At 41.7% G+C, this 25,819-nt stretch carries 24 protein-coding genes; 11 read left to right on the forward strand and 13 right to left on the reverse strand.

Annotated features, from left to right (window positions below):
• Nucleotides 1–105: 105 nt before the first annotated feature.
• The 5 genes from WA1_RS22470 (at nucleotide 106) to WA1_RS22490 (ending at nucleotide 4,017) form a co-directional block, all read left to right on the forward strand.
• Nucleotides 106–1,107, forward strand: a complete 1,002-nt coding sequence (locus WA1_RS22470) for a DUF4351 domain-containing protein (RefSeq protein ID WP_066612971.1) — start codon at nucleotides 106–108, stop codon at nucleotides 1,105–1,107.
• A gap of 93 nt (nucleotides 1,108–1,200) precedes the next feature.
• Entirely contained in the window at nucleotides 1,201–1,419 is a 219-nt protein-coding gene (locus WA1_RS22475; protein ID WP_017750213.1) for a hypothetical protein, read from the forward strand.
• A 130-nt stretch (nucleotides 1,420–1,549) separates the two neighbouring features.
• Nucleotides 1,550–2,383 carry a CHAT domain-containing protein gene (locus tag WA1_RS22480; RefSeq protein WP_066612973.1) on the forward strand — a complete coding sequence of 278 codons (834 nt, stop codon included), beginning with the start codon at nucleotides 1,550–1,552 and terminating at the stop codon, nucleotides 2,381–2,383.
• Nucleotides 2,384–2,707: 324 nt separating this feature from the next.
• On the forward strand, nucleotides 2,708–3,721 hold the full coding sequence (locus WA1_RS22485; protein ID WP_066612975.1) for a DUF4351 domain-containing protein: 1,014 nt from the start codon (nucleotides 2,708–2,710) through the stop codon (nucleotides 3,719–3,721).
• Between the two features lie 92 nt (nucleotides 3,722–3,813).
• Nucleotides 3,814–4,017: a hypothetical protein gene (locus WA1_RS22490; RefSeq protein WP_017744437.1), complete on the forward strand. Its 204-nt coding sequence runs from the start codon at nucleotides 3,814–3,816 to the stop codon at nucleotides 4,015–4,017.
• A gap of 22 nt (nucleotides 4,018–4,039) precedes the next feature.
• On the opposite strand, the gene WA1_RS22495 is transcribed toward WA1_RS22490, so the two are convergent.
• The 7 genes from WA1_RS22495 to WA1_RS22525 all read right to left on the reverse strand — a co-directional run bounded on the left by WA1_RS22495 (nucleotide 4,040) and on the right by WA1_RS22525 (nucleotide 12,298).
• Nucleotides 4,040–4,846: an Rpn family recombination-promoting nuclease/putative transposase gene (locus tag WA1_RS22495; protein ID WP_017744436.1), complete on the reverse strand. Its 807-nt coding sequence runs from the start codon at nucleotides 4,844–4,846 to the stop codon at nucleotides 4,040–4,042.
• 314 nt (nucleotides 4,847–5,160) lie between these two features.
• Entirely contained in the window at nucleotides 5,161–7,212 is a 2,052-nt protein-coding gene (locus WA1_RS22500; RefSeq protein ID WP_017744435.1) for a CHASE2 domain-containing protein, read from the reverse strand.
• Nucleotides 7,209–8,663 (reverse strand): hypothetical protein, encoded by a 1,455-nt coding sequence (locus tag WA1_RS22505; RefSeq protein WP_272819202.1) that lies wholly within the window; start codon nucleotides 8,661–8,663, stop codon nucleotides 7,209–7,211. Before WA1_RS22505 ends, WA1_RS22500 begins: the two co-directional genes overlap by 4 nt.
• Nucleotides 8,650–9,588 carry an AAA family ATPase gene (locus WA1_RS22510; protein WP_017744433.1) on the reverse strand — a complete coding sequence of 313 codons (939 nt, stop codon included), beginning with the start codon at nucleotides 9,586–9,588 and terminating at the stop codon, nucleotides 8,650–8,652. Before WA1_RS22510 ends, WA1_RS22505 begins: the two co-directional genes overlap by 14 nt.
• On the reverse strand, nucleotides 9,573–10,553 hold the full coding sequence (locus WA1_RS22515; RefSeq protein ID WP_017744432.1) for a hypothetical protein: 981 nt from the start codon (nucleotides 10,551–10,553) through the stop codon (nucleotides 9,573–9,575). Before WA1_RS22515 ends, WA1_RS22510 begins: the two co-directional genes overlap by 16 nt.
• Before the next feature lie 377 nt (nucleotides 10,554–10,930).
• Nucleotides 10,931–11,929 carry a hypothetical protein gene (locus WA1_RS22520; RefSeq protein WP_017744431.1) on the reverse strand — a complete coding sequence of 333 codons (999 nt, stop codon included), beginning with the start codon at nucleotides 11,927–11,929 and terminating at the stop codon, nucleotides 10,931–10,933.
• 180 nt (nucleotides 11,930–12,109) lie between these two features.
• On the reverse strand, nucleotides 12,110–12,298 hold the full coding sequence (locus WA1_RS22525) for a DUF6887 family protein (RefSeq protein WP_026134767.1): 189 nt from the start codon (nucleotides 12,296–12,298) through the stop codon (nucleotides 12,110–12,112).
• A 97-nt stretch (nucleotides 12,299–12,395) separates the two neighbouring features.
• Between WA1_RS22525 and WA1_RS22530 the strand changes: the two genes are divergently transcribed.
• Nucleotides 12,396–13,412 (forward strand): SDR family oxidoreductase, encoded by a 1,017-nt coding sequence (locus tag WA1_RS22530; RefSeq protein ID WP_017744429.1) that lies wholly within the window; start codon nucleotides 12,396–12,398, stop codon nucleotides 13,410–13,412.
• 121 nt (nucleotides 13,413–13,533) lie between these two features.
• On the opposite strand, the gene WA1_RS22535 is transcribed toward WA1_RS22530, so the two are convergent.
• Nucleotides 13,534–13,749: a hypothetical protein gene (locus WA1_RS22535; protein WP_017744428.1), complete on the reverse strand. Its 216-nt coding sequence runs from the start codon at nucleotides 13,747–13,749 to the stop codon at nucleotides 13,534–13,536.
• A gap of 135 nt (nucleotides 13,750–13,884) precedes the next feature.
• Between WA1_RS22535 and WA1_RS22540 the strand changes: the two genes are divergently transcribed.
• The gene (locus WA1_RS22540; protein ID WP_017744426.1) at nucleotides 13,885–14,913 is read left to right on the forward strand and encodes a DNA cytosine methyltransferase; all 1,029 of its coding nucleotides are present in this window, start codon (nucleotides 13,885–13,887) and stop codon (nucleotides 14,911–14,913) included.
• Here WA1_RS22540 and rtcA read toward each other — a convergent pair whose 3' ends face one another.
• From rtcA to WA1_RS22565, 5 genes are all read right to left on the reverse strand, one after another.
• Nucleotides 14,914–16,053 carry an RNA 3'-terminal phosphate cyclase gene (gene rtcA / locus WA1_RS22545; protein WP_017744425.1) on the reverse strand — a complete coding sequence of 380 codons (1,140 nt, stop codon included), beginning with the start codon at nucleotides 16,051–16,053 and terminating at the stop codon, nucleotides 14,914–14,916.
• The gene (leuD, locus tag WA1_RS22550; RefSeq protein WP_017744424.1) at nucleotides 16,053–16,661 is read right to left on the reverse strand and encodes a 3-isopropylmalate dehydratase small subunit; all 609 of its coding nucleotides are present in this window, start codon (nucleotides 16,659–16,661) and stop codon (nucleotides 16,053–16,055) included. The genes rtcA and leuD overlap by 1 nt, the downstream gene beginning before the upstream one ends.
• Before the next feature lie 149 nt (nucleotides 16,662–16,810).
• The gene (leuC, locus tag WA1_RS22555) at nucleotides 16,811–18,217 is read right to left on the reverse strand and encodes a 3-isopropylmalate dehydratase large subunit (protein ID WP_017744423.1); all 1,407 of its coding nucleotides are present in this window, start codon (nucleotides 18,215–18,217) and stop codon (nucleotides 16,811–16,813) included.
• Between the two features lie 165 nt (nucleotides 18,218–18,382).
• Complete coding sequence (locus WA1_RS22560; protein WP_017744422.1) at nucleotides 18,383–19,051, reverse strand: class I SAM-dependent methyltransferase; 669 nt, start codon at nucleotides 19,049–19,051, stop codon at nucleotides 18,383–18,385.
• 216 nt (nucleotides 19,052–19,267) lie between these two features.
• On the reverse strand, nucleotides 19,268–20,629 hold the full coding sequence (locus tag WA1_RS22565; protein ID WP_017744421.1) for an FAD-binding oxidoreductase: 1,362 nt from the start codon (nucleotides 20,627–20,629) through the stop codon (nucleotides 19,268–19,270).
• Between the two features lie 477 nt (nucleotides 20,630–21,106).
• Here WA1_RS22565 and WA1_RS22570 point away from each other — a divergent pair, with 477 nt between their 5' ends.
• From WA1_RS22570 to WA1_RS22585, 4 genes are all read left to right on the forward strand, one after another.
• Nucleotides 21,107–21,397: a nucleotidyltransferase family protein gene (locus tag WA1_RS22570; RefSeq protein WP_017744420.1), complete on the forward strand. Its 291-nt coding sequence runs from the start codon at nucleotides 21,107–21,109 to the stop codon at nucleotides 21,395–21,397.
• Entirely contained in the window at nucleotides 21,394–21,735 is a 342-nt protein-coding gene (locus tag WA1_RS22575) for a HepT-like ribonuclease domain-containing protein (protein WP_017744419.1), read from the forward strand. The genes WA1_RS22570 and WA1_RS22575 overlap by 4 nt, the downstream gene beginning before the upstream one ends.
• Nucleotides 21,736–22,007: 272 nt before the next feature.
• Nucleotides 22,008–23,873 carry an aminopeptidase P family protein gene (locus WA1_RS22580; protein WP_017744418.1) on the forward strand — a complete coding sequence of 622 codons (1,866 nt, stop codon included), beginning with the start codon at nucleotides 22,008–22,010 and terminating at the stop codon, nucleotides 23,871–23,873.
• Nucleotides 23,874–24,128: 255 nt separating this feature from the next.
• On the forward strand, nucleotides 24,129–25,787 hold the full coding sequence (locus WA1_RS22585; protein ID WP_017744417.1) for a hypothetical protein: 1,659 nt from the start codon (nucleotides 24,129–24,131) through the stop codon (nucleotides 25,785–25,787).
• The last annotated feature ends 32 nt before the right edge of the window (nucleotides 25,788–25,819 follow it).

The raw sequence follows: 25,819 nt of genomic DNA on the forward strand, positions 1-25,819 counted from the left end.
TCCCCGCCCGTACTGACCAAAAATGCTTCCTGTGGAAATGCCAGTTAAAATTACAATTTCTGAGAACTTTTTATTAGAATAGATGTTCTGTATAGCAATTGAATTATGACCTCAAAAAGAAAAAGAGCCGATAATGATTCACCGTGGAAAGAAATTTTAGAAGCATACTTTCCCCAAGCCATGCAATTTTTCTTTCCAGAAATAGCAGTATTAATTAACTGGGAACGTCCCCACGAATTTCTAGATAAGGAATTTCAGCAAATCGCACGTGATGCAAAACAAGGTAGGCGATATGTAGATAAATTAGTCAAAGTTTGGCAACTTCAAGGAGAAGAAATGTGGTTGCTGATACACGTAGAAGTCCAAGCCAAATCGGAAGACGACTTTGCACAAAGGATGTTTTCTTACAATTTGCGGATTTTTGACAAATTTGCGCAACCAGCCATCAGTTTGGCGATTTTGTGCGATTCCGACCCCTCATGGCGACCAAACCAATATAGTTACAGCTACCCCAAGACCAAGCTAAACTTTGAATTTGGAATCGTCAAGCTTCTGGATTACCAAAACCGTTGGACAGAATTAGAAGCCAGCGACAACCCATTTGCAACAGTGGTCATGGCACATTTAAAGACACAACAGACAAATAAAAAACCTCGAGAACGGAAAAGTGGGAAATTTAGCTTGATGCGACGATTGTATGACTTAGGATTGAAAGAAAGCGATATTCGTAACTTATATCGATTTATTGATTGGGTTATGATATTACCAAAAGGATTAGAAGCAGAGTTGTGGGAAGAATTTAAGCAATTTGAACAGGAGCGGAGTATGAGTTATATTACCACAGGTGAGCGCATTGGTTATGAACGGGGAAAGGTGGAAGGAAAGCTTGAAGGAAAGCTTGAAGGAAAGCTTGAAGGAAAGCTTGAAGGTGAACAGAAACTTATCCTACGGCAATTACAAAGACGGGTAGGAAAGTTACCACAATCGGTGATAGAAAGCATTCAAACCCTTTCAACAAAACAATTAGAAACACTTGGTGAGGGTTTGTTAGATTTTAGAGCGATTGAGGACTTACTGAACTGGTTGGCAGCAAATCAAACAGCATAAGGTAAGCTTTTGGAAGGTTCCACTTCATGTAGCAGCAGATTGTCAAGAACTGTGAGAACATGAGAGGAAGCGATCGCAATCCTTTAGATTCAGATGAACATAGCTGACTTATTACCCACTTTGCAAAAGCTGTCTCGCGCAGACAAACTGAAAGTGATGCAGTTTTTAGTTCAAGAAATGGCAACTGTTGAAGAAATATTGTCGCTGCAACCTGGTAAAACTTATCATGTAGGGTCACCATACAACTCTCATGAGGCAGCTCAAAAATTAGCTACACTGCTAGAAGAAGATAAACACACAAGAGATGCTTAATTCTCAAAGATTCCCCTTTGTTGAAGGTCGTGATGTATTTGGAGACATAGATTTCGTACCACAATTACCTTTGATATTAGGCGATCAAAATTCTACCTAGGCGGTATTGCTTTGTGGAAGGATGAGTGATATGGTAACAGAGTATCAAAAGCGTCGATGGTCACAAGAAAAAAATTCTCTCGAAAAACTGCACGGACTTCAAAGTGAGAAAATCGAAAGAATACGAAAGGCTTTGATTGTAGAAACAGATCCATCACGTAAGTTTCAGTACGAACAGCAAATTCAAGAAGAGGAACGGGAACTTCAAGAGTTGAGCGATCGCATAGACGAAATTGAGCAGCAACTGCAACCAGTTTTACCTACCCCAGTCAAGTCGGAAACGCAAAGAAAAAATCAAAAAATATTGATTTTAGCAGCTATTCCGCAACCTGATAATTTACCGTTAGATAAAGAGATTCGGGAAATTAGAGCAGCGATTGAACGAGCGGTAAAACGAGATTTATTTGAAGTGGAGACCAGAACTGCTGTGCGTCCTCAGGATATTCGCAGGGCGATCGCGGAAATACGCCCTCAAATTGTTCATTTTTGCGGTCATGGGACAGAGGATGGGAGTTTGGTGCTAGAGGATGATGGCGGGAACCACAAACTCGTACCAGCAGAAGGGTTGGCTGCATTGTTTAAATTACACGCAGAATATGTAAACTGTGTACTACTCAATGCTTGTTATTCAGAAAAAGCAGCAGGGGCGATTAGTCAGTATATTAACTATACTATTGGCATGAATCAGCCCATTGAAGATCGAGCAGCAATTGTGTTTGCTCAGGGGTTTTATGATGGTTTGGGGTATGAGAGTTTAAAGAGTCAAAGTCTTTTTCAAAGGGCTTTTGATGAGGGTATGGTTGCGGTTCAAATGGACAACGTTGTAGACGGACAAATACCAGTTTTCTTTACAGGAGTGTCCTAAGTCTAGAACCACACCGTACTCTTGTGAATCTTATGGCCTTACCCTCTCCTAGTACTCTGGAGATAAAATAATTGAGGCGAATAGAATTCGCGGCTATATAAACAAAGTCCGCCTTCGCGGACTAACCGGAAAACAAAGTTTCAAATTTTCTTTTGGTCTTTTGTGATTCTTGAGACTCTTGTGATTCTTGAAAAGATTGTAGCTCTTGTGGTATGAGCGTCCCCGCCCGTACTGACCAAAAATGCTTCCTGTGGAAATGCCAGTTAAAATTACAATTTCTGAGAACTTTTTATTAGAATAGATGTTCTGTATAGCAATTGAATTATGACCTCAAAAAGAAAAAGAGCCGATAATGATTCACCGTGGAAAGAAATTTTAGAAGCATACTTTCCCCAAGCCATGCAATTTTTCTTTCCAGAAATAGCAGTATTAATTAACTGGGAACGTCCCCACGAATTTCTAGATAAGGAATTTCAGCAAATCGCACGTGATGCAAAACAAGGTAGGCGATATGTAGATAAATTAGTCAAAGTTTGGCAACTTCAAGGAGAAGAAATGTGGTTGCTGATACACGTAGAAGTCCAAGCCAAATCGGAAGACGACTTTGCACAAAGGATGTTTTCTTACAATTTGCGGATTTTTGACAAATTTGCGCAACCAGCCATCAGTTTGGCGATTTTGTGCGATTCCGACCCCTCATGGCGACCAAACCAATATAGTTACAGCTACCCCAAGACCAAGCTAAACTTTGAATTTGGAATCGTCAAGCTTCTGGATTACCAAAACCGTTGGACAGAATTAGAAGCCAGCGACAACCCATTTGCAACGGTGGTCATGGCACATTTAAAGACACAACAGACAACTAAAAAACCAGGAGAACGGAAAACTTGGAAATTTAGCTTGATTCGACGATTGTATGACTTAGGATTCAAAGAAAGAGATATTCGTAACTTATATAGATTTATTGATTGGGTTATGATATTACCAAAAGGATTGGAAGCAGAGTTGTGGGAAGAATTTAAGCAATTTGAACAGGAGCGGAGTATGAGTTATATTACCACAGGTGAGCGCATTGGTTATGAACGGGGAAAGGTGGAAGGAAAGCTTGAAGGAAAGCTCGAAGGAAAGCTCGAAGGAAAGCTCGAAGGAAAGCTCGAAGGCGAACAGTTAATTATCTTACGGCTACTACAAAGACGGGTAGGAGAGTTACCACAATCGGTGATAGAAAGCATTGAAACCCTTTCAACAAACCAATTAGAAGCACTTGGCGAAGCTTTGTTAGATTTTACAGCTATTGAGGACTTACTTAACTGGTTGGAAGCCAATCAAACAGCGTAAGGTAAGCTTTTGGAAGGTTCCACTTAACGTAGGGGCGGGTTGTAAAGAACTGTCAGGACATTAAGGGAGCGATCGCAATCCTTTAGATTCATATGAACATAGCTGACTTATTACCCACTTTGCAAAAGCTGTCTCGCGCAGACAAACTGAAAGTGATGCAGTTTTTAGTTCAAGAAATGGCAACTGTTGAAGAAATATTGTCGCTGCAACCTGGTAAAACTTATCATGTATGGTCACCATACAACTCTCATGAGGCAGATCAAAAATTAGCAACACTGCGAGAAGAAGACAAATAAACAAGCGATGCTTAATTCTTCTTTAATTAACACCTTCACCTTCATTAGAAGTCTGTTGTTCTATTACACGCCGCACTTCCTCTATACTCAATTCTAGCTCCTGCGCCACTTCTTCCACAGTCCGCCCTAATTTTAGCAACAGGCTTACTGTTCTAAATCTTTCCTTCTGAACACCTTCGTCAAACGCTTCCTGATAAACCCGTGTTTGCTTTAAATCACTCAATTTAAACATTTCCTCTATCTCCTTCCGACTCATATTTGGAAACTTGTAGACCAAGATAGTCTCTATTAATTGTAGTAACTGCTGCTGTTGTTGTGTTAGGTTTATTTCTTGCTTGGTTCTATTGATTAAACTCCTTGCTTGTTCAATTGCTGTATCTTCATCTTCAATGACTAACTTGACAGTCGCAATGCTAATGGGTAGTGTTCCGGTTTCACCTAAGTCCTCAAGGTAGAGTCTGCTAACACGTTGACTGGTAAAGAATTCATGATAGTGTTTTATATCTGCTGTATCTAAACTCCTAGTTGGATATATTACAACGGCACGCCAATTATTTACTGGTTGATTTTGTCGTAAGTATAGACAAATTTCTGCAAATAATCGAGCATAAATTTGTAAGTCTACCTGAAATTGAACTTCCACAAAGTAAAATGGATAGTCACCTTCTTGTTTAGGAAGAAATACACCATCAATTCTAAAGGCTGTTTGCTTAACTTCTATTGATGAAAACTTGTATACATTAGCTGCTTCTAATGGTTCGCCAATCAGTTCAAAGAAAATGTTTGGAAATTCCTGAAACAAGCGATAAAATATACTATCTGTTTTCATGAAAATTTACCTTTCAACATAAAACAGTACATGAAAAATTCGAGTTGGGTTCAAAAGTTAATTATAAAGGACAAGACCTTTCATTGCTCAATATTTCCCAAAAAAGTAACTTTTGGACTTGACAAGCTGATAATATAATTTTTTTATGTCGTCGTTTTATAATTCAGTGCAACGTCCTTCTCGCAAATCTTGCAATGCCTTTTGGGCTAATCGCCTAATGAATTACCATTCATTAGTTCTGACACAGAAGAGAACTGAGCACCGTCACGACTACCCGAAAACCGATATTGTCGTTCATGCGATCGTGCAAAGTCCTATTGCGATTTGCCGAGCGACAGTTTCTCAGGTTGTTGTTCCACCCTACTCAATTTAATCAACACAACTACTAGCCCAGCGCCTGAGAAGCTGAAAGCAGGAGGTACAAATGGTAACCAACGCTTAATTGGAGAAATAAATAGAACAAAACAAATCAAGTAGAGACAACAAAGACTTATTCCCACTGCTAAGATTAATTTTCGAGGTTGTGTGTACAATTGAAATATTATAGCTCCAATCAGTGACCAACACAGAATCCACAGGATATCGTATTGTATATTCCAAACTTTTAATAGAGGTCTAGTACCTAATGCTGCATTAACAAGCTGACTAATCATTTGTGCTTCAATAAATAATCCCCGTATTTGTGAATCTGCTCCTCCAGTAGAAAAGGGAGTGGAGAAGGTATTGTCAAATCCAGTAATTGGTGTACCAATCAAAACTATTTTGTCTTTTATATCTTTTTCTTTTACACCCTTTTCCAAAACTTCACGAATAGTCAGGGTTTTAGCAATACTACTAAGAGAACGTTTATTTTCTGAATCTTGTGTATATCGGTAATACAAGAAAATTTGATAAGCATTTAAATTTCTGAAATTATATCCACCTTGAGAAATATTATCTAGTGGTTGTAGAATAGTTTCACCAGATTTAAACAGTCCATCATCTCCTCCAATATATTTATATTCTTTCTCTTCTTTAGACAAGTATTTTTGAGCTATAAGGAAGCTAAAAGAATCCATGTACTCTTGTTTGCGATTCTTACACTCGGTTGATTTTGTAGATGGTGTATCTGACGGCGTTGGCCATCGTATAATCTGTCTGCGAATGACTTTATCAGAATCACTAAGAACATTACCTAATCCTACTTGTTCTATGGGAACGTCAGGAGGAGGATCTAAACCTTCATTTTCTTCATAAACCTCTGGAAAATCGCAAATAAAAACTAAGCGTTTATCTGTTTGTGTGGAGTTAATTAGCTTCTCTAACCCTCCTTCTGATTTAGCATAACGCCTATAGTCATGTATACCTATAGTTCGTGGATTGTATTTAAGTAATCTATCTAGGAGTTCATAAGTAAATTTATCTGCTAAAGACCTACCATTTTTAGGAGACTCAAGTCTTGCATAGTACTTTCTATCTTCTGAAGTCATTTTAACAATTAATAATTTATCATCTTGCTCTTCAACTGGTTGGCTACGCATCATCAGATCGAAAAAGAAAAGCTCCGATGGTTGAAAAAAACCAGACAAACGTAAAACCATTATAAGAATAGTAAAGCCTACACTTGTTAAGAACGTAGTACTTAGACTACGCCAATGAATGTTTAATTGTCTTTTAGCTTTTTTCTGTAACTGTTTGGGAATAAGCAAATTTACTCCAGCAACCTCTACAACATTTCCTTTTTTAGGGACTTCTCTCAGTCGATCTGTTGCATCTTTCAAATTACCACGGGCAAAGTCTCCCATTGCACGGGCATAAATCAGTAACGGTTGGAACTTAGCTAATGGTTCGGCAAATGTTTCTGTTAATGACTCCATTCGTACCAGTTCTGCTGTATCCTTCTCATCTAACTGCGAGAAGGCTAATGCCAATTCACGAGCTACCTCGCTAGGTTGCGTATATGATAGGGCTACCCAACGTTGAGCTTGAGCAAGGTCATAAGTATCAGGCTCGTCACTCAAAAGCTGCTGTCGTACATAAACAAGTAAGAAGTTCGAAAGTTCATAAATTCGCTGCTGACCAAACTTTTCATCGTCTTTCAATTGACTTAGCAGCATATTTCGCACTGCCAAATCTATCTCGTAGAGCTCATACCCAACTTCATCACATAGGTTAGAAAGCAATATGTCTGCTACGGCTATCCAAGGAATACCTAGAACTTCACCATGAATATCACGCTGGAAGTTAGCCCATAACCGATATAGCAAATCTGGTGTGAGTGACAAAGGAAAAGCAGCATGATACGCCAAATACAAATGCCCTTTTCCGAAGCGTTTTTCAAAAGACTTAATGCGTTGCTTAGCAACTTCAGGTCTTACTTTACTCATTTTTTCCGCCTCTTAAAGTTCGTTGAGCGTCCACGCAGCACACTAATAGCATCCTGTACACCTGAGCGAGTAAGTTCAAACATTGGAACTAGATGTGCTATCTCATTAGCTGTTGTACCAAACCAACGCTTTTTTGGCATAGGATTTAGCCAAGCAATGTAACGTACTCGCTGTTTCAACTGAACTAGAAATTCTTGAGTTAGTTCGTACCGTTCCTTACTATAACCACCACGAGCAGCACCAGCATCACTAAAAATCAACACAGCAGATCGATCGGAAATAGAAGTAACGATATTACTGACTAACTCTGCTTCCAAGTGATTGGGATCGTGATAAAGATAATTTAAGGGACAATTGTGAAAATAGTAAATACCTGCTCTGCCCAAACGACCTCCTCCCAGTGCTGTTTTGACTAACCGATGAGACAGTGCATGAAAAGGTACCATTGAGCCATCTTGATCTATGAGTAATAGCAGTTCTGCTCGGTTGATCCGACGGGGAACTAACACAAGTTCTAGCAATAACCCTTTATGTCCAATCTGATGAACCGTTGCTTCTACATCCAACTCTGTCGCTGCTCCCTCACGTATCGGGCGGCGTAAGTAGCGCCAAATCTGTTTCATTTGCCGCTCGGTTATAGGAAAATACTCACTAGTCAGAATAGTGTGACTTTCAAAAATTTCCTCATTTCTGCTAGTGGACTGTAGCACTGCTTGAGCTACTTGCACTTCATCTTTTGTTGCTTGTGTCAATGTTGTAGGTAGAACAAAGGAAGAAGGTTCACTTGGAGTTGCTTTTGAAAAATTGTTATCATTACTAACTTTTTGTTTAGAAAGCAGCCACTTAGTTATCCATGTATAAAACCTATATGTAAAAGCAGCCAAACTTGTCCCAGTAACGAATACTAATCCCACGCCCAAAAGTATCTGGGCGATCGAACTCCAATCTACCTGGCTTGGTTTTGGAGCAATCGTTCCGACTGGAGTTGGGCTTGGATTTGCTTCTTTTGTTTCAGTTGGGTTAGTAGTTGATGTGGGTGCGGAACTTGGACTTGTTGGATTGTTAATTATCGAAATTGGATTCTTGTTCATGAAAAATCCAATACCCGAACTAATAATCCCAACCCCGATAATAAAAGCACCTATCAAAGCTAAACAATCAATCAGGCGGTCAATCTTACGCTTTTCAATTGACTTTACTAATGTTTCTGAACCTGGTACGAGAGTTTCGCTACCCATGAGATGTTCAAAGTAATACTCAAATATCCTCTGTTCTTCAGTGGATTTCACCCACAAAGTTTGACACAAACGTTTCAAATTGGCTTTGTCACTAATCCCAAAACCTGCTTGCATAGCTTGCAAAACAGATTGATATTCGTCAATCCCAATTGGCAAACCAGCTTCCCGCAACTTATTAAACAATTCTACAAGAGGCAATTCATTCACGTTCACGTTTTTGCCTCAAATAACGTACATGGTCTTCCCAACTTTTCAGCAACACGCCACCAAAGGGAAGTTTACCATCTAATTTTGCCAAAATCTCATCTTCCGGATAGCGACGCAAAACTCGGAACCAGTCAATCAATTCACTCGTACTGACTTTTTTGCTCGCTTCTCCTTTATCTTTTCGCATTTCCTCTCGCAGTAATAAAAAGCGGGTGACGGCTTGAGCCACTAACTTGGGTGATGAATCAGGAAAAAGTGCTTTAATAATATTGATTAATCTTTGAAGATTAGGAAACTCCAAATAGTGAAACAGACACCTTCTCAAAAAAGCATCCGGTAAATCTTTTTCATCATTGCTGGTAATAAAAACGATAGGCGGTGCTTTTGCTTGTACTTCTTCTCCTGTTTCTTCAACTATAAACCGTTGCTCGTCAAGCTCTAATAATAAATCGTTAGGAAAATCGATATCAGCTTTATCAATCTCATCTATTAAGACGACACTTCGTCGGTCATTTTGAAACGCACGTCCCAAGGGACCCCATTTAACATAAGTGCTTGGGTCGTCAATCCGGGGAATATCTTCTTCTTTAATTACACGACCTGCAGCTGCTAATTGAGCATCCCGCAAGCGATTGACTGCATCATAAGTATAAAGCCCATCTTTTGCGCGACTTGTGGATTTAATATACCATGCTTCCAAGGGCAAACCAAGTTCATACGCCACAGCACGAGCTAACCTTGTTTTCCCGCATCCCGGTTCGCCCTTGAGTAAGAGCGGTCTTTCAAGGTAGATTGCCAAGTTAACAGCTTCTACTAGGTCTTCATTTGGTAAGTAAGGAAACAAGACCTGACCCGTAGCATCTTTGTCTCCCACCCGTGGCTGAACTTTGCCTGTATACTCAAGAGGTTTGTCAGTTAGTGTTTTAGCCATCTGTCTTTCTCTTCATACCAATTGCAGCCACACATCTTGCAGATTTCTGAGAAGACTAATTCTGGAATTCCATTCTCAGTTTTGTCTAAAATCACTTGAGCGGGATCGTCCCATTTATTGATTTCTTTAATAAGAGGTAGTGTATCAAACTCTTTGTCTGTTTCCACTGTTTCAATCCAATCTGTGAGGGTGCGATCGCCAAAGGGTGCGAGCGCGGGTAATTTGATAGGTATTCTAGGTTCCCAAGTTGGTTCTAACCGTTCGACAAACATAGTATTCCCACATCCCACACGCCCCTCATAATCTACCAAAAACATCAGCAACTGAAACTGATGATCTTGAGATACCTCCTTTCGTGGTTTACTGGCTAATGGCAACCAAAACTCTTGAAGTAACTCTTGTAAGTATGCTTCTGGCATACAATCTACATAGTGCAAGATAAGGATAACATTCTGGGTTTTCCAGCACTGAAAAACTCGTTCGGCTATTTCCGTTGGCGAATGTTGTTCCAAACCCACCCTACGACCGAGTTCCCGCCACAATGCACCAATATCTCGTTTGCGCCCCAGTCGGTCGAGTTCGATGCGAATCGCTTTACCCGATGTACCAAAAAGAATGTGTTGCGTCATAAGTCGATTCAGCAACCAACTCTGTCCGTATTCTGGATACCCGTGAATTAAAAAAGCTTTAATGGATGGGGTTTGCTGGAATTTTTTAAACGATCGCACTTGTTCTCGATAGCCTAGTTTTATTAAAGCATCGTATAAAGCCTCACTACAAGCTTTTGCCTCGACATCGCTCATCTGTTGCTCAATCTTGCTCCGTTCAGCTTTGTCTTTCTCAATCTGCTTGTTTAGAGCGAAAATCGCCTTGGGATCTGTCGCCAGTATTGTTTGTTCCTGAAAAAACAGGATTTTTTCGTCTATGAGGTCAAGCAATTTCTGTAGTTGTTCGCGTTGGCTCATCTTACTATTGATAGGATTATGGCAGTTGCTTTCAGGACTTAGCTACAACACTCAAGGCGATCGTTACAGATTTTTAGTATACACCTGAAATAGACATCTGGTGGAAAAGACGTAGGGGCGCGGCGGCCTTGCGCCCCTACCAAGACTTTCGGGTAATGCATAATTAATTTCACCAGATGTCTAATACATTATCCATCTTGTGGGATGGAAGTCCTCCCCGTTTTTCAATCAACCTACTCCCAAACCGCCATAAGATTACCGATCTTCTTCTCCTCTTTCTTTGCGGACTTTGCGTCTTTGCGGTTCATTTAATTAGGTAAACTTCGAGCGAGATAAGAGTAACTCAATGGGCTGCAAGAAAGATCCTCTCAAGCAACCTATGCTGTAAAATAGGGATATTTCTCTTTGAGTAACTGGTGACAGCGTTGCTTGACTTGAAAAGCAGCACTGGGAATCCACTCTTGAAAGTGTTCTGCGATCGCATTCAACTCTTCTTGACAAGTTTGTATCTCGGCTTCGTGAATTTTCAGTATTGTTGAATTTATCAAATTTTGAATTTTTATAATTTTCCCACTTCCTTGAACCACTAATGTCTCTACACCGCCTTCAACCACATCAATAAAATTGCTCACCCAATTGGCTAATTCCTCGTCGCTAGTCTTGCGATTGAAGTGGTTTAAGCTTTTCAGATCTAGGGCTTGCTTGAGAATTGGATGTTGGGAACCCATATGGTTGAGTAAGCTCTCGCATTCACCACAGAGAGCGTAGAGTGCAACAATTATTCTTCTCATTTCTTGTGAATCTTCACTCTCTCTGCTTTGGTAATACATAGCAAGATAGCCTTGAGCTTGCTCGACGAGAGCGGGGATTTTTTTCCGACCAAAACCATTCATCGATTCAATAAATCTTGAGAATGGGGTGATTTCCGTTCTGGTCTGAACATTTGAACTGGCGATTTCAGGATTATTTTTGTTCCATTCTTCACAAGCCAATACAACTAGTTCCTTATGAGGTAATTGCTGGATATTTAGCTTAACCACTGATATCGCTTCCCCAAACAATTGCTGTTGCTTGTGTAGTTCTAAAGCTTTTTGTTGAGCTTCAATCTGTCTTTGTCTTTCCCTTTCTTGACGAGTCTGGGCTGCTTTTTTTGCCGACTCTCTCCGCTTTTCCGAAAGCTTTTTCCAATGCTCAAATTCTTCACTAGCTTCAGCTTCTACAACTCGTTCTAGTAAATACAAACAAACTGGCGATGCACTCCGGTAAACGGGGTTTTTAGAATTCTTATCCTCGCTACCAAGAAACTTCTTGATTGCTGCATCTGTCCATCCACGAGCTGCTTTGAGATCTGTTTTAGTGATATACTCGGCTGTCATCTAACAATATAGCGGGCATTGGGCATTAGGTCTTAGGCGTTTTTCCAATTTCCTCCTCCTTAGTTATTTTAGCGAAAGATGAATCAAAGCTTCACAAAGCTTTATATGAAAGGAACAATTGGAAATATATAGTTGTGTAATTTCAGTTGGACTACAGGAAGGGACTCAGCCCAGTTCCCTTTACGGCTCTCCACCTTGCGCCCGTTTTTCTTCTATAATTTGCACAAGCTCATCAACCGAGTTAAGCCGTCTGCCTTCTTTGTGAATCCGTTGTCCTAACGCATGAAGCGCCTCAGAGTCATTACGATGCTGTAAAACGTAGTTTCTCAATTCCCGGATGCTCATTTGTTCAAAGTTTGGTCTAATCACGATAGTCCCAATATCCCCCTCATCTGTCACTCTAGCGAAAGATGAATGAATGCTTCACAAAGCTTTACATGGGAGGGAAAGAGTAGTGATAACAATTATGCAATTAAAACCTATTAATCAACAAGTCGTTGCTGTCGTCGGTGCTTCTAGTGGGATTGGACGCGAAACCGCTTTCAAGTTTGCCCAAAGGGGTGCAAAAGTCATGGTTGCTGCACGTAGCGAATCGGGGCTAAAGTCTTTGGTGGAAGAAATCCAAAGCTTTGGTGGACAAGCAGCATATGTTGTGGCTGACGTGAGTGATTTTGAACAAGTTAAAGCGAGCGCAGACAAAACTGTCGCACTTTATGGAAGACTAGATACATGGGTTCATGCTGCAGCAACAGGTGTACTTGCTCGCTTCGACCAGATCGCACCAGAAGAGTTTCAACGCGTTATAGACGTTACCTTAATGGGACAAGTACACGGTGCGATGGCAGCACTCCCTTATTTAAAACAAGAGGGAAGAGGAGCATTAATTCATATTTCCTCAATGGAAGGCGTCCGCAGTTTACCACTGCAAAGCCCCTACTCTGCAGCCAAGCATGGGGTTGAAGGATTCTTAGAATCCCTACGCGTTGAGTTGCAACACGAAGGATTGCCCATTAGCGTGACATCCATAAAACCATCAGTGATTAACACGCCTTATTACAACAAAGTTCGCACTAAGCTAGGAGTTAAGCCAACAGGGATACCCCCATATTACCAGCCCAGCATTGTTTCCGACGCTATTCTCTACACAGCCGAACATCCCACTCGTGATTTTATCGCAGGAGATGTTGGCAGAGTCTTGGATGTGTTGCAGCGCCTTTCGCCTGAACTTGTAGATTCGATACTGACGCTGATTGGTTTTGCAGGACAGCGTACTAACGAACCAAAGTCAGAAGATGCACCAGATAATCTCTATGGACCTGTACCTGAGTATGACAGAGTAAAGGGGGACTTTGACCAATTGGCGATACCAACTTTCTTAGATTGGTTAGATATGAATCCACCTCTGAAGTGGGGTGCTGTTACCTTTGCTGCATTGGGTGTTGCAGCTTTGCTTGGTGGATGGCGTCCTGGGGATAGAGTGTGAGATGACGTTGCTGAATCAATGTATGAATCCTAGTTAAACCCGCAAGATTTGCCCTCACCCTAGCCCTCTCCCTTTGGGAGAGGGGACAAGAATTCAACCCACCTTCCGCACTCGCGCATTGTCACACTACGAATTTTGGACGTTTGAGGATTTGGGGTTGGCGATCTTCGCTGCTTACCGTAGGTATGGCCATCGATAATTTCCCCATCTTTGTATAAAATAAAGCTTTTATCGTTAGTAAAAATTCGAGAAAACCGATTGTGACAGTAGGGGTGCGGAATGGTGGTTCAACTCCCTTCTCCCAAAGGGAGAAGGGTTGGGGATGAGGGTAACTCATACTGTTATTCAGCAACGCTCAAATTCGCAATCAATATACTAATCCAGAAGCCAAACTCACTATTTTTCGCCTGCATGAAACTGGAGCCTGCGGTAGTATCCGCTATAATTAAAGACCGACCTTTGGGGTTAGACATTGAAGAGCAAACTTTCCTACCTCGATTTTATTGAAACAGAGCTACGACTACCTCCACCAGAAAGCAGAGAACATTTAGTCATTGATTTATTTGCTGGGTGTGGTGGACTTTCTTTAGGATTTGAAGCAGAGGGGTTTAAAACTATTGGTTATGAAATTTTAGAAGATGCTTGTACGACATACAGGCAGAATCTACATGGTTTATGTTATCAGGTTAATCTAACACCTCTATCCGATCTAGTTGATAGTGTAGCAGTTATCATAGGCGGACCTCCCTGTCAGCCCTTTAGTGTAGGTGGACATCAACTAGGTTTAAAAGATAGTCGTGACGGCTTCCCTACTTTTATTTCTGCGGTTCAACGCTATCGTCCAAAATTAGCGTTATTTGAAAATGTGCGAGGAATTCTATTTCGTAATAAAGAGTATTTTGAAGAAATTGTTTTTGCTCTGCAAGAACTTAATTATACTGTTGAATGGCAAATATTAAACGCAGTAGATTATGGTGTGCCACAAAAAAGAGAACGTCTTTTTTGTGTTGCTCATAAAGGGTGTTGGAGATGGCCAGAAAAAACTCATCTTAATTCACAATATACAGCCGGTGATGCTTTAGGAGAATTAGCGTATTCAGTGCCGCATAATTCAAGATTTCTAACTCCTAGCATGGATGAATATATTAAGAAATACGAAATAGCATCTAAATGTATAAAGCCCAGAGATGTGCATCTAGATATCCCTAGTAGAACAGTCACTTGTCGTAATTTATGCGGCGCAACGAGTGATATGTTACGCATACGCTTACCCGATGGACGTCGAAGAAGACTGACAGTTCGCGAAGGTGCTCGTCTTCAAAGTTTTCCAGATTGGTTTGAATTTCAAGGTTTTGAAAATAGTCAATTTAACCAAATAGGAAATGCTGTCCCTCCAATTTTGGCAAAAGCTTTAGCTCGTTCTGTCAAAACATATTTGAATGCCAACAAGCAAAAATCAAAACAAATTTATCAGCGTCCATCTGCGTGCATCTGCGGTTAATTATTTTTTCCTGTCTAACGGTTCCACAACAACTCTTTTCTCCTCTTCATCTACTGTTACCTTTGCCAATCCAAATAGCTCAATAATAGAAGCATTCGTCGTTAAGTGATTGCTAACAACAGCGACTCGGTACTCACTTCTGGTTGATGCTAAAGCAGCTGGCAATAGTAATTGATCTCCCAAATGTTCATCCACTGGTGCGCCTGTTTCATGAAAGTTCAAAAATTCCTCACAAGCTACCTCAGCAACTTTTTCTGCAGGCAAACCAATACGCCCCAAACCGGTGAACCCAGCCAAACTATTTTCATACTCAGCAGTCAGAAACAAACCAGCCCCTGGTGCTACACCTTTTGCATGAATTGGCTGTACTTTTACCTTCAATTGTTCTTCACGCAATATATTCTCAGCACGACTCGCCATTCTTTGGGGAATATGGGAGGGAAGTTGGGTCACAACTGCTAAACCCCGTACTTGTTGCAAGTCGCCCCGTTTTAATAAGTTAATACCATTCAGATTGCGATCGCTTTTAGCGCAAGCCGTACCCGGCTTATCGCGAAGCGCAAGCTGTACCCAGCTATCGCCTTTGGCGCAAGCCGTACCCGGCTTACCGCTACTCACAGACAATTCGACTTCTCCACCACCTTGAGGATACCATCCCCAAGCATTGATTTGCATCGCAACTTGCACACCCATGCGATGCAGTATTGGAAGATACACTTCTTGAATGTAAGTCATTGAGGGGCTGTAATTGACATGGGTTCCACCTCGCAGCATCACTTGGGAATTGCCATTTGCAAGCACCAACGGTAATAGTACAGTTTGTAACACCATAGCAACAGCACCTGCTGAACCACCCTGCCGTGCTTCGCTCACGTCAAAAGTATAATTTCCTACTTGTACAGCACTACCAGGAATAAACTCCAAAGTCATGGAACCCATCGCATCTCCCCGGACTTTGGCACGACAAATTATTGCTGCAGCACGAACCGATGTCAGGTGTTGTGCGGCTAGCCCTGGCTTATCGCGTCCAGCACGAATGTTATTTATCCGGATTGGATGACCGGTAATGGCAGATAAACTAAGAGAAGTACGGAGTATTTGTCCTCCGCCTTCTCCATAAGAACCGTCAATGTCAATCATTAACTTGCAACAGACTCATGCCACCCAGTGTAAGGCAGTTTTGTTGCAGTTGCCCGAATTTGGTCTCTGTTAGCCACTAACTGACCGCAAGCATCCCAACTCCCAGATAGAAACATATTTCTGGTACTGTCATTTATTGAAATGGAAGCTGAAAAGTCACCACACTGAACCTGCAAGCTTTCCAAATTCACTGAGATGGTGACTTGAGAATTAGCAGCAAGCCTCTCTTGCAGTTCCTTGGCAGTCTCTGTATCAACGGTCACACAGGGAATTCCTATGGCAACACAATTCCCAAAAAAGATTTCACTAAAGCTTTCACCAACCACTGCTTGAATGCCCCATTTAAAAAGCGCTTGTGGTGCGTGTTCTCGTGATGAGCCACAACCAAAGTTCCGGTTAACCACTAAAATATTGGCTCCTTTGTACTGAGGCTGGTCAAAAGAATGTTGTCCTTTTAATACTGCACGGTCATCAGTAAATACGTGTTCTCCCAATCCATCAAAGGTGACGCACCTTAAATATCTGGCGGGAATGATACGATCTGTGTCGATATCATTTCCTACTAAAGGAATTCCCCGTCCTGAAACAAATTTGACTTCACTAATCATAATGAGGATTTTGGATTTTAGATTTTGGATGAGGGGATTTTGGATGACTCCTATCCCGCTCGAAGATTATTTAATTAAATGAACCACAAAGACGCAAAGAGCGCAAAGATAGAGGCAATTCCCTACTCCCTACTCCCTACTCCCTATTTTCACGACAACAATTCCCGCACGTCAGACACTTCCCCTTTAATCGCTGCTGTAGCAACCATTGCAGGACTCATTAACAAAGTCCGACCGGAAGCAGAACCTTGCCTTCCTTTGAAGTTGCGATTGGAGGAAGATGCACTCATCTGTCTTCCCTGAAGTTTGTCGGGATTCATCGCAAGGCACATTGAACATCCGGGTTCGCGCCACTCAAATCCCGCTTCTAAAAAGATTTTATCGAGTCCTTCAACTTCAGCTTGTTGCTTCACCCTTTCCGAACCTGGGACAACAAAGGCTTTTACTCCCTCTGCAACTTGACGACCTTTGGCAATTTTAGCCGCTTCTCGCAAATCGCTAATGCGTCCGTTGGTGCAACTTCCAATGAAGCAGACATCAACTTTAGTCCCCTTGATGGGTGCGCCTGGAATCAGATCCATATAATGGTAAGCTTCTTCAGCAATAAACCTTTCCTGTTCTGGCAGTTCTTCGGGCTTGGGTACGAGTTCGTTCACTCCAATCCCTTGACCCGGTGTAATACCCCAGGTAACGGTTGGGGGAATGTCAGCAGCATCAAAGACAACGACATCGTCGTACTCTGCATCAGCATCGCTGCGGATGGAGTTCCACCAAGCAATGGCTTCATCCCAATCTTTTCCTTTGGGGGCAAAGTCTCTATCCTTAAGATAATCGTAGGTGATTTGGTCGGGATTGACGTAACCGCAACGAGCACCACCTTCAATGGACATATTGCAAACGGTCATCCGTTCTTCCATGTTCATTTGCTCAAAGGTTGTGCCTGCATACTCATAGGCATATCCTACACCGCCTTTGACTCCAAGAGTTCGGATGATGTGGAGAACGACATCTTTGGCATAGACACCTGGTTTTAAAGTGCCGTTAACTTCAATTTTCCGCACTTTCAGCTTTGATAGAGCTAAGGTTTGAGATGCTAAAACGTCTCTAACTTGGCTGGTTCCAATTCCAAATGCGATCGCTCCAAATGCACCATGACTTGATGTGTGGCTATCTCCGCAAGCGATGGTCATTCCCGGTTGGCTTAATCCTAGCTCTGGAGCAATCACGTGAACAATACCCTGACTTCCAGAACCTATATTATAAAATTTTATCCCATTTTCTTGACAATTTTGCTCTAGCGATCGCATCATTTCTTCTGCTAAGCTATCTGCAAACGGACGTGCCTGATTGTCAGTGGGAACAATATGATCCACAGTAGCGACAGTCAATTCTGGAAAGAGTGGCTTTAGACCCCGTTCCCGTAACATAGCAAAAGCTTGAGGACTAGTCACTTCATGAATTAAGTGCAATCCAATAAAGAGTTGTGTATGCCCTGAAGGAAGTATACCAACAGTGTGTGAGTCCCACACTTTGTCAAATAAAGTACATTTACTCATAAACCCACAATCTATATTTTTCGAGACAATCAAGTTTTTACTGAGAGAATTTAGCTTCCGCAGAAGTCGGGATTTTTATCTTACCATCAATGCCTTACTGGTTTATACATAGCGTGCGATTCAACGTCATCTTTGTATTGTTGATGTAATACGGCTGAACCCCATCTAAAGCTGTCCTTTTTGACAAACAAAATATAATCCACTAATATTCTGACTGGGTATGTAAGCATCAATTTGACGTACCAATTCTTTCATTAATCCCTTTTTTACCAGTTGCTCATGAGTTTTCTTCCAACCACTCTCTTCATTTTCAAACCAATTCAAACGATAAGAGAAACAAAGTAATCCACTCGGTTTAGTGACACGAATCATTTCCGATAAAGTTTCTACGGGTGCATTCCCTGGACTACATAATGTTCCGGCACTAATGACAATATCAAAATGGCAATCGGGGTAAGGAATTTCCGGTAAAATTGAATTGCTCAGTTCTTTATAGAGCTTTTTACTTTTGGCAGATTCGAGCATAGCTTGCGACATATCAATACCGTACCAAGAAGCTTCTTGTACCCCAAGATTCTGAAACAGACGGGCTTGATCGCCAGTACCACATCCTACATCTAAGATTTGGAGATGCTCACTGGCGATCAGATTTGAGTAAAGAAGTTCGCAACATTTTTGGGCGGCAAAAGTACCACCCTCAAAAATTTGATACTTTTTGTCATACCACTGAATTAACAACTCTCGGTTGCTTGCTTGCTCCCCATTCTGTGTAATTTTTTTGTATTCTTGCCAATCCTCTTGAGAGAGCATTGTTCTTTCTTTTTTTTCTTCCATACTGCCTTCTTCTATTTTAATCTCTGTTGATTTATAGCGTTTCCTAACCTGCTGAGATACAAATTTATCAGCGTTTATCCGCGTTCATCTGCGGTTAATTCTTTTTTCTGTACCTCACGAAAGTGGGAATTGCTATATCGACTATTTTAATAAAACAATGGCTAAACCTTTTAAGTGGGCATACAAGGGTAAAGTGTTGGCTATCTAATACTTGGCTTATTTACGCGCCCGCTGTACTAGGACTTTACTCTTACCGGGATTCATTAACCCGTGAGGATCGACCATCTCCTTAAACTTCAGTTGTTCTGGATCGATCGCTTTTCTCCCACCGTCCTCAATAATATATGTGTGGGGATTGGCAATAAACACTCCTTGCTCTTCGTGATAGCGGATAATTTCGTTAAGTCGTTCCTCTGTTGTAAAACGGACAAGTTGCAAAGCACCAGGAACCACATGACCGTGTTGGCGAACAAATTCTAAATGCATAGTTACCTCATCGCCAAAATGATGGTACATATGCTCGACAACTTGCAGATTCGTATCGACAGGGAATATACTTTGCAAGTAAGTCATAGAAGTATCCACAGTCCGAGCGTGTAATGTCGTGTGATTCCAGGTAAACTCCCCTAAGTTGACACCCTTGCCGACATCTTGTGCTAATTTTTGATACGTTATTTTACCACCAAATTGCCCTACCAATCCTGGCAGTAATTCAAAACTGGATTCTGCAATGTTTAACAAAGCCGCATGGGTACCATCAGGGATATGCTGTTTGATGGCAGTAAAGTAATGCGGAATTTGGGCTGCAAAAATAGCAATTTCTTTCTTAATCATTCCATCAGCCTCAGCCAAAGAATGACCAAATCTCGCAGCTTGCATAAAGTCATCAAATGTGACAATGACTTCTACCCAGGGATACGCTGGTCCCAAAGGAATTTCCAACTCAGTAATAATACCATTAATGCCCCATGCATGGTTTACCTTTTGCACGTCATCACCGCGCAATTCCATCACTCGTGGTTCATCTTCTAAAGTGACAACTCTTACAGCTTGAAGATTACCCCTGTCTCCTAAAAAACCGTACTGTATCGATCCAATTCCCCCACTACCCCCTGCAATAAATCCACCAATTGTCGCCGTGCGGTATGTAGAAGGTACCATTCGCATTTCCCAGCCGATTTCTCGTGCTTGTTTATCTAATGCTGCTAACTTTACTCCAGCTTGCACGCGTGCTATTCCCGGTTTTACCCAAAGTATTTCGTGCATTCGGGTCATATCTAAAATAACGCCTCCATGTAGGGGAACGCATTGTCCGTAATTCCCCGTTCCTGCACCTCGCACCGTTACTGGGACGCGATGTTTGACACAAGCTGCTGCTACTTTTAATACTTCTTCTTCGTTAGCAGGGCGCACGACAACATCGCCTACTTTTCCCTGTAGTTTGGGTACGAGCACTGGGCTAAAGGTATGGTAATCTTGAGATAATTTTGCTACTTGATGGGAATCAGTGATGAGTTCAATACCTTCTAATGAGGTTATAAGAGCATTTATGTCAAAAGATTTTACGGGTGTTGTCATAATTATTAACCCAAGTTACTAGTTATTCAGACGGGCGATAAGCGAAGCTTAACAGCTAAAGCCGTTAAGCTAAAAGCACTTTAAGCAATAAAATCCCCGACACTAGAAATAATGTGGGAGGCAATACTTGTCGGTTAAGCCGTTTTTTCCTCCCCTGCACCCCCTCAACCCCTGCACCCCCTGCTTGTCTTCCGCGACAATTTTCTTAACTGAGCAGTATTGATGTGGGAGGGATATTATGTTAAATGAAACAATTGCAGTCTATGCTATCATTGATGACTTGTTAAAGGCGATTGGGCATACTCTGGCACGGATTGATAGCAGATACTTCACCCGGATTTAGAGGCGAGGTTTAAAGTTCTGACGACCTTTTGCCCATCGCGCTTTTTGCGATCAAAGCCCCATTAAATATTTGAATGGTACCTGAATGTGCCAAGCTAGAGGTAGAGATTTATTGCAATCATTTTGGGTTAGGCTATGGGCATTGATGAAATACTGAAAGCTTATCGGCAAGATATTTTGAGAATTGCGGCTTTGTATGGAGCGTATAATGTGCGGGTGTTTGGTTCGGTGGCTAGAGGAGAAGCAAGACATGACAGTGATGTAGATTTTTTGGTAGATATTGAACCACAGCGAACCTTGTTAGATCAAATTGCTTTGATGCAGTCTTTGGAAGAATTGCTAGGACGTAAAGTGGATGTAACTGAACCAGAAACTTTACATGAGTTGATTAAAGATAAAGTGTTGCAGGAAGCTGTGGCGTTATGAGAGATGATAGACTGTACTTGAGCAACATTTTTGAATGTATCGAGCGGATAGAGTCTTATACCTGTGATGGCAAAGAAGTATTTTTACAAACCACAATAATTCAAGATGCGGTAATTAGAAATTTTGAAATTATTGGGGAAGCAACGAAGCGGTTATCTCCCGAAATCAGAGCCGCTTATCCAGATGTTCCTTGGCAGCAAGTAGCTGGTTTTAGAGATGTACTGATTCATGATTATTTAAAGGTGAATTTAAATCGAGTTTGGGGCGTGATTGAGCAGAATTTGCCCCAACTAAAGGTAACTATTGAGGTGATTTTGCAAGAATTGGGGAAGTTGTGAGATAAAGCTTTAGTTATTTGACTATAGTTAATTTTCCTTGCCAATTTAGAGACACTGGGTTTGAAGTGATTGATGCTGGTTCAAATTTTCGAGAAGAAATCAAAGGAAGTCAACCCAAAAATCAGATCTGCTGCATCTGATAGCTCAGCTGGTTCATAGACGCGTGCTTGCGTTAAATGTAAAAATTTATACTTTTGCCAAAGTCAACTCACCCACACCTTTGAATGACAGGTTAGAATGAATACAGATAAATGTATTAAATCCTATCATTCATGACGCCCTCAGACTTGTTAACAGCTCCAGCCTCTACCTCGCTCCAAGCGAAGTTAACGAATTTACGTGCATTGATGGAAGCGTGTCAGTTGGATGCTTACCTGATTCCCTCTGCTGATGAGCACCTAAATGAGTATCTCCCAGAAGCAAAACAGCGACGAATGTGGCTCAGTGGCTTTACGGGTTCTGCGGGGGATTTTTTGGTAGGACGAGAATCGAGTTGGTTGTTTGTTGACTTTCGCTACCACGAACAGGCCGATCTAGAGGTTGATTTATCTTTGGTTCATGTCTCAAAATTGGGCATGGAAGGACAGAAAACTTTGGTGGAAACGTTGGAAACTTTAGGACAAAAATTTTCTGGTTTTCGCTTGGGTTTCGATCCCTTTACTATTCCTATTGAACAATATCGGACGTTTCAAAATCAACTGAAATCTGCTGGGGTGGAACTGGTATCAGTAGATAAGAATTTGGTAGATATCATTCGTTCCCAAAGTCCTTGGGTTGAATCAGAACCTATACCTGCTTTGGGTGATTCTAGGGTGTTTTGCGTACCCAATGAAGTCACTGGGGAAACAACAGAGCAGAAGTTGGGTAGAGTTAGGGAAGCTATGCGATCGCACAAAACGGATATCTTCCCGATTACGAAGTTGGATCAACTCGCATGGCTGTTTAATTTAAGAGGTTGGGATATTCCCTACAATCCCGTTTTTATTGCTTATGCGATCGTGACTCCAAATAAGGCATTTCTATTGACTAATTTGGATCGTATTGACGCCGAAGTTCAGCAATCTTTGCAAAGCAATGTAACTTTACTTCCCTACGAGAAATATATAGAAACTCTAAATGCATTAATTTCTCAAGAAAGCCAGAGCAAAGTCCTTTTAGATCCCAAGCAGACAACGATGGGGACTTATCAGCTCGTAGATAAGCATCGAATTGTAGAAACTGCCAATCCCATTGAGGGAATGAAAGCTCGAAAAAATACGGTTGAAGTCGAGCAAATGAAGGCGGCGAATCTGAAAGCAAGTCGCGGAAAGTTACGAACTTTAAAGTGGATATCGGAACAACTCTTAACCGGACAGCAATTGAGTGAGTTGGATGTCGCAAATGCGATCGCTCAATTCTACCAACAACAACCTGGCTTTCAAGGGTTAAGTTTTAATACAATCGCCGGTGCAGGAACGAACAGTTCCATTGTTCACTACGGTACACCCAGTCCCGACGTCTTGCTGACGAATGGTCAATTCTTCTTACTCGACTCAGGAGCGCAGTATTTGGGAGGGACAACAGATGCCACCCGAACTATTATTGTAGGTGAACCAACACCCGAACAAATCTTACGTTATACTGAGGTTTTAAAAGCACACATTAACTGTGCTATGCAACGGTTTCCCAAAGGAACAACAGGTGTTCAACTTGATGGGATAGCCAGATCTACCATGTGGATGGAGGAACTTGACTACGGGCATGGTACTGGGCATGGTGTTGGTGCTTTTTTAAACGTCCATGAAGGACCAAATGGCATCAGCAAGCGAGCCTCTGAACCTTTAGAACCGGGTATGGTAACGAGCATTGAACCGGGGTTTTACTTACTCAATTGGGGAGGAATTCGTATTGAAAACCTCTACGTAGTCAAAAATTTAACACCAGAGTTAGAGCTTCAAGCAGATCCAAGCAAAACCCCTTGGTATGGCTTTGAACCTCTGACATACATTCCTTTCGATAAACGCTTGATAGCGCTAGATCGATTGGAGCCTCGACAACGTCAGTGGTTGGAAAATTACTATGTAGCCGTTGTGGAGAAGTTAACTCCGATTTTAGAGCCGAATGAAGTAGACTGGCTGAGAGAAGCGTGTCAATTGTAAGGGACTTCCAAATCAAAAAAATTCCAGAAATCTCTTGTGGTGCGGGCGTCTCGCCCGCAACTGGTATAGGACGGGCGGGGACGCCCGTCCCACAAGATGGATAATTTATTTCTTGGAAGTCTCTAAGTAAACTTAGTCCTAACTCATCAGCACAAATACTGCCTAGTTAACACCTCGTACCAATGATTGCTGGTACGAGTAAGTAACCTTGCCAACAGCAGTACCAATTGTAACCTATAAGCGAGCGATCCAGTTATGACTAATTTTTCTCCTAACGTACCCCCTCAGTATTTAGAAGGCTTAGAAGATACGCCTGATGAGGTGAAAGCAATCATTCGCTTAGAACCTCGCGAACCGGAAAGCGACCCAACTTTGGGAATTCCTGTTTCAGTTAACAGACAGGGTAAACCAGCCCATCGCCTTGTGACGATTGGTGATTCACTTACCCAAGGCTTCCAAAGTGGAGCAATTTTTAATACCAGTTTGTCTTATCCCATGCTGATTGCTCGCGAACTTGGTTGCAGTGGGCAATTTCGCTATCCTAAATACGACAGCCCTGGGGAAGGCTTACCTTTGAATTTAGAAAAATTGACTAAAGATTTAGGCGATCGCTTTCGGGTAGCTGATGGTATCAATGCAATAGACTTTGCTATGATATTGCCTTGGCTGCGGACTTATCTTGATGCTAACGAAGACTATTGGGAGGGGCGGGCTAAAAATTCTTTTCAATCTCCAGAAAAGGGGTTAATCAATCATAATTTAGCCATGTATGGTTGGGATTTACGGAATACACTTTCTCGCACAGCCAAAACTGCTCAAGACATCATTCTTAAGAATCCCTTCAAGGATAATGATGAGTTTAATTCTATGAGGCAAGTTCCCGAACACGCAAATGAAATTGCCACGTTACGGGTTTTAAATACAGCCAGAGATAAAAATGGAGTCGCTTTAACTCCTCTTGGTGCGGCAAAAGCTTTGAGCCAAGAAGGAGATGGAATTGAAACTCTCATTATTGCGATTGGATCGAACAATGCTTTGGGTAGTATTTTAACATTTAAAGCAGTTTGGTCTGAGTCAGACTTTTATACTGATATGAGCGTTAACGATCGCTATACAGTTTGGCAACCCAGTCATTTCAAAGCTGAGTTAGATTTGATTGTTGAGCAGGTAAAGCAAATCAAAGCACGCCATGTGATTTGGGCGACAGTCCCTCATGTTACAATTCCACCATTTGTTAAAGGTATCAATCCTGGAAAGGAAGGAAAAAAAGTTTCGCCCGGTTCTCGTTATTACCCCTACTACGTTCCCATTTGGTTGGATGAAGAAAAATTTGATGTCAAGCGCCATCCTCATCTAACTGCCAATCAAGCTAGATCGATTGACAGTGCGATCGATAAATATAATGAGTCTATTGTGGATGCAGTTCGGCAAGGGCGACGCGAAGGGAAAGATTGGTACGTGTTCGAGATGGTTTCAGTGTTAGATCGGTTGGCGTATAAGCGTTACTTAGCGGAAGAAGATCGTGCAAATCGCCCAAGTTGGTGGACTGCTTACGATTTACCTCCAGCTTTGGATAAGCTGAATCCAAAACCCGATACGCGATTTTTTATTTCCGATGCCAAAGGAAGACATCAAGGGGGATTGTTCTCGCTAGATGGCATTCATCCCACAACAATTGGCTATGGTATCATGGCGCAAGAAGTGATTGCAATCATGCAACTAGCCGGAGTGGAGTTTTTTAACAGTCGTGGCGAACGACGAACCAGTCCAATTAAAATTGATTTTGCCCGCTTAATTCAAGAAGATTCTCTCATCTCCAAGCCTCCAACTACCATAGCAGCCGTGCTAGATTTTGCTGGTTGGTTAGACAGCATGACTGGTTTTATGTCGCAGATGTATAAATCAAATCTGTAGAAACACGGACATTCAATGTCAATTTTTTTACT

The sequence above is a fragment of the Scytonema hofmannii PCC 7110 genome (assembly GCF_000346485.2).
In the GTDB taxonomy this organism is placed as follows: domain Bacteria; phylum Cyanobacteriota; class Cyanobacteriia; order Cyanobacteriales; family Nostocaceae; genus Scytonema; species Scytonema hofmannii.

Excerpts from the sequence above, each read along its gene's own strand:
- WA1_RS22560 (WP_017744422.1), bottom strand. The coding sequence starts at position 19,051 with ATGGAAGAAAAAAAAGAAAGAACAATGCTCTCTCAAGAGGATTGGCAA.
- WA1_RS22515 (WP_017744432.1), bottom strand. The coding sequence starts at position 10,553 with ATGAGCCAACGCGAACAACTACAGAAATTGCTTGACCTCATAGACGAA.
- WA1_RS22570 (WP_017744420.1), top strand. The coding sequence starts at position 21,107 with ATGGGCATTGATGAAATACTGAAAGCTTATCGGCAAGATATTTTGAGA.
- WA1_RS22530 (WP_017744429.1), top strand. The coding sequence starts at position 12,396 with ATGCAATTAAAACCTATTAATCAACAAGTCGTTGCTGTCGTCGGTGCT.
- WA1_RS22580 (WP_017744418.1), top strand. The coding sequence starts at position 22,008 with ATGACGCCCTCAGACTTGTTAACAGCTCCAGCCTCTACCTCGCTCCAA.
- WA1_RS22490 (WP_017744437.1), top strand. The coding sequence starts at position 3,814 with ATGAACATAGCTGACTTATTACCCACTTTGCAAAAGCTGTCTCGCGCA.
- WA1_RS22485 (WP_066612975.1), top strand. The coding sequence starts at position 2,708 with ATGACCTCAAAAAGAAAAAGAGCCGATAATGATTCACCGTGGAAAGAA.
- WA1_RS22475 (WP_017750213.1), top strand. The coding sequence starts at position 1,201 with ATGAACATAGCTGACTTATTACCCACTTTGCAAAAGCTGTCTCGCGCA.
- WA1_RS22510 (WP_017744433.1), bottom strand. The coding sequence starts at position 9,588 with ATGGCTAAAACACTAACTGACAAACCTCTTGAGTATACAGGCAAAGTT.
- leuD (WP_017744424.1), bottom strand. The coding sequence starts at position 16,661 with ATGATTAGTGAAGTCAAATTTGTTTCAGGACGGGGAATTCCTTTAGTA.
- WA1_RS22470 (WP_066612971.1), top strand. The coding sequence starts at position 106 with ATGACCTCAAAAAGAAAAAGAGCCGATAATGATTCACCGTGGAAAGAA.
- leuC (WP_017744423.1), bottom strand. The coding sequence starts at position 18,217 with ATGAGTAAATGTACTTTATTTGACAAAGTGTGGGACTCACACACTGTT.
- WA1_RS22520 (WP_017744431.1), bottom strand. The coding sequence starts at position 11,929 with ATGACAGCCGAGTATATCACTAAAACAGATCTCAAAGCAGCTCGTGGA.
- WA1_RS22495 (WP_017744436.1), bottom strand. The coding sequence starts at position 4,846 with ATGAAAACAGATAGTATATTTTATCGCTTGTTTCAGGAATTTCCAAAC.
- WA1_RS22565 (WP_017744421.1), bottom strand. The coding sequence starts at position 20,629 with ATGACAACACCCGTAAAATCTTTTGACATAAATGCTCTTATAACCTCA.
- rtcA (WP_017744425.1), bottom strand. The coding sequence starts at position 16,053 with ATGATTGACATTGACGGTTCTTATGGAGAAGGCGGAGGACAAATACTC.
- WA1_RS22585 (WP_017744417.1), top strand. The coding sequence starts at position 24,129 with ATGACTAATTTTTCTCCTAACGTACCCCCTCAGTATTTAGAAGGCTTA.
- WA1_RS22535 (WP_017744428.1), bottom strand. The coding sequence starts at position 13,749 with ATGAGTTACCCTCATCCCCAACCCTTCTCCCTTTGGGAGAAGGGAGTT.
- WA1_RS22500 (WP_017744435.1), bottom strand. The coding sequence starts at position 7,212 with ATGAGTAAAGTAAGACCTGAAGTTGCTAAGCAACGCATTAAGTCTTTT.
- WA1_RS22575 (WP_017744419.1), top strand. The coding sequence starts at position 21,394 with ATGAGAGATGATAGACTGTACTTGAGCAACATTTTTGAATGTATCGAG.
- WA1_RS22480 (WP_066612973.1), top strand. The coding sequence starts at position 1,550 with ATGGTAACAGAGTATCAAAAGCGTCGATGGTCACAAGAAAAAAATTCT.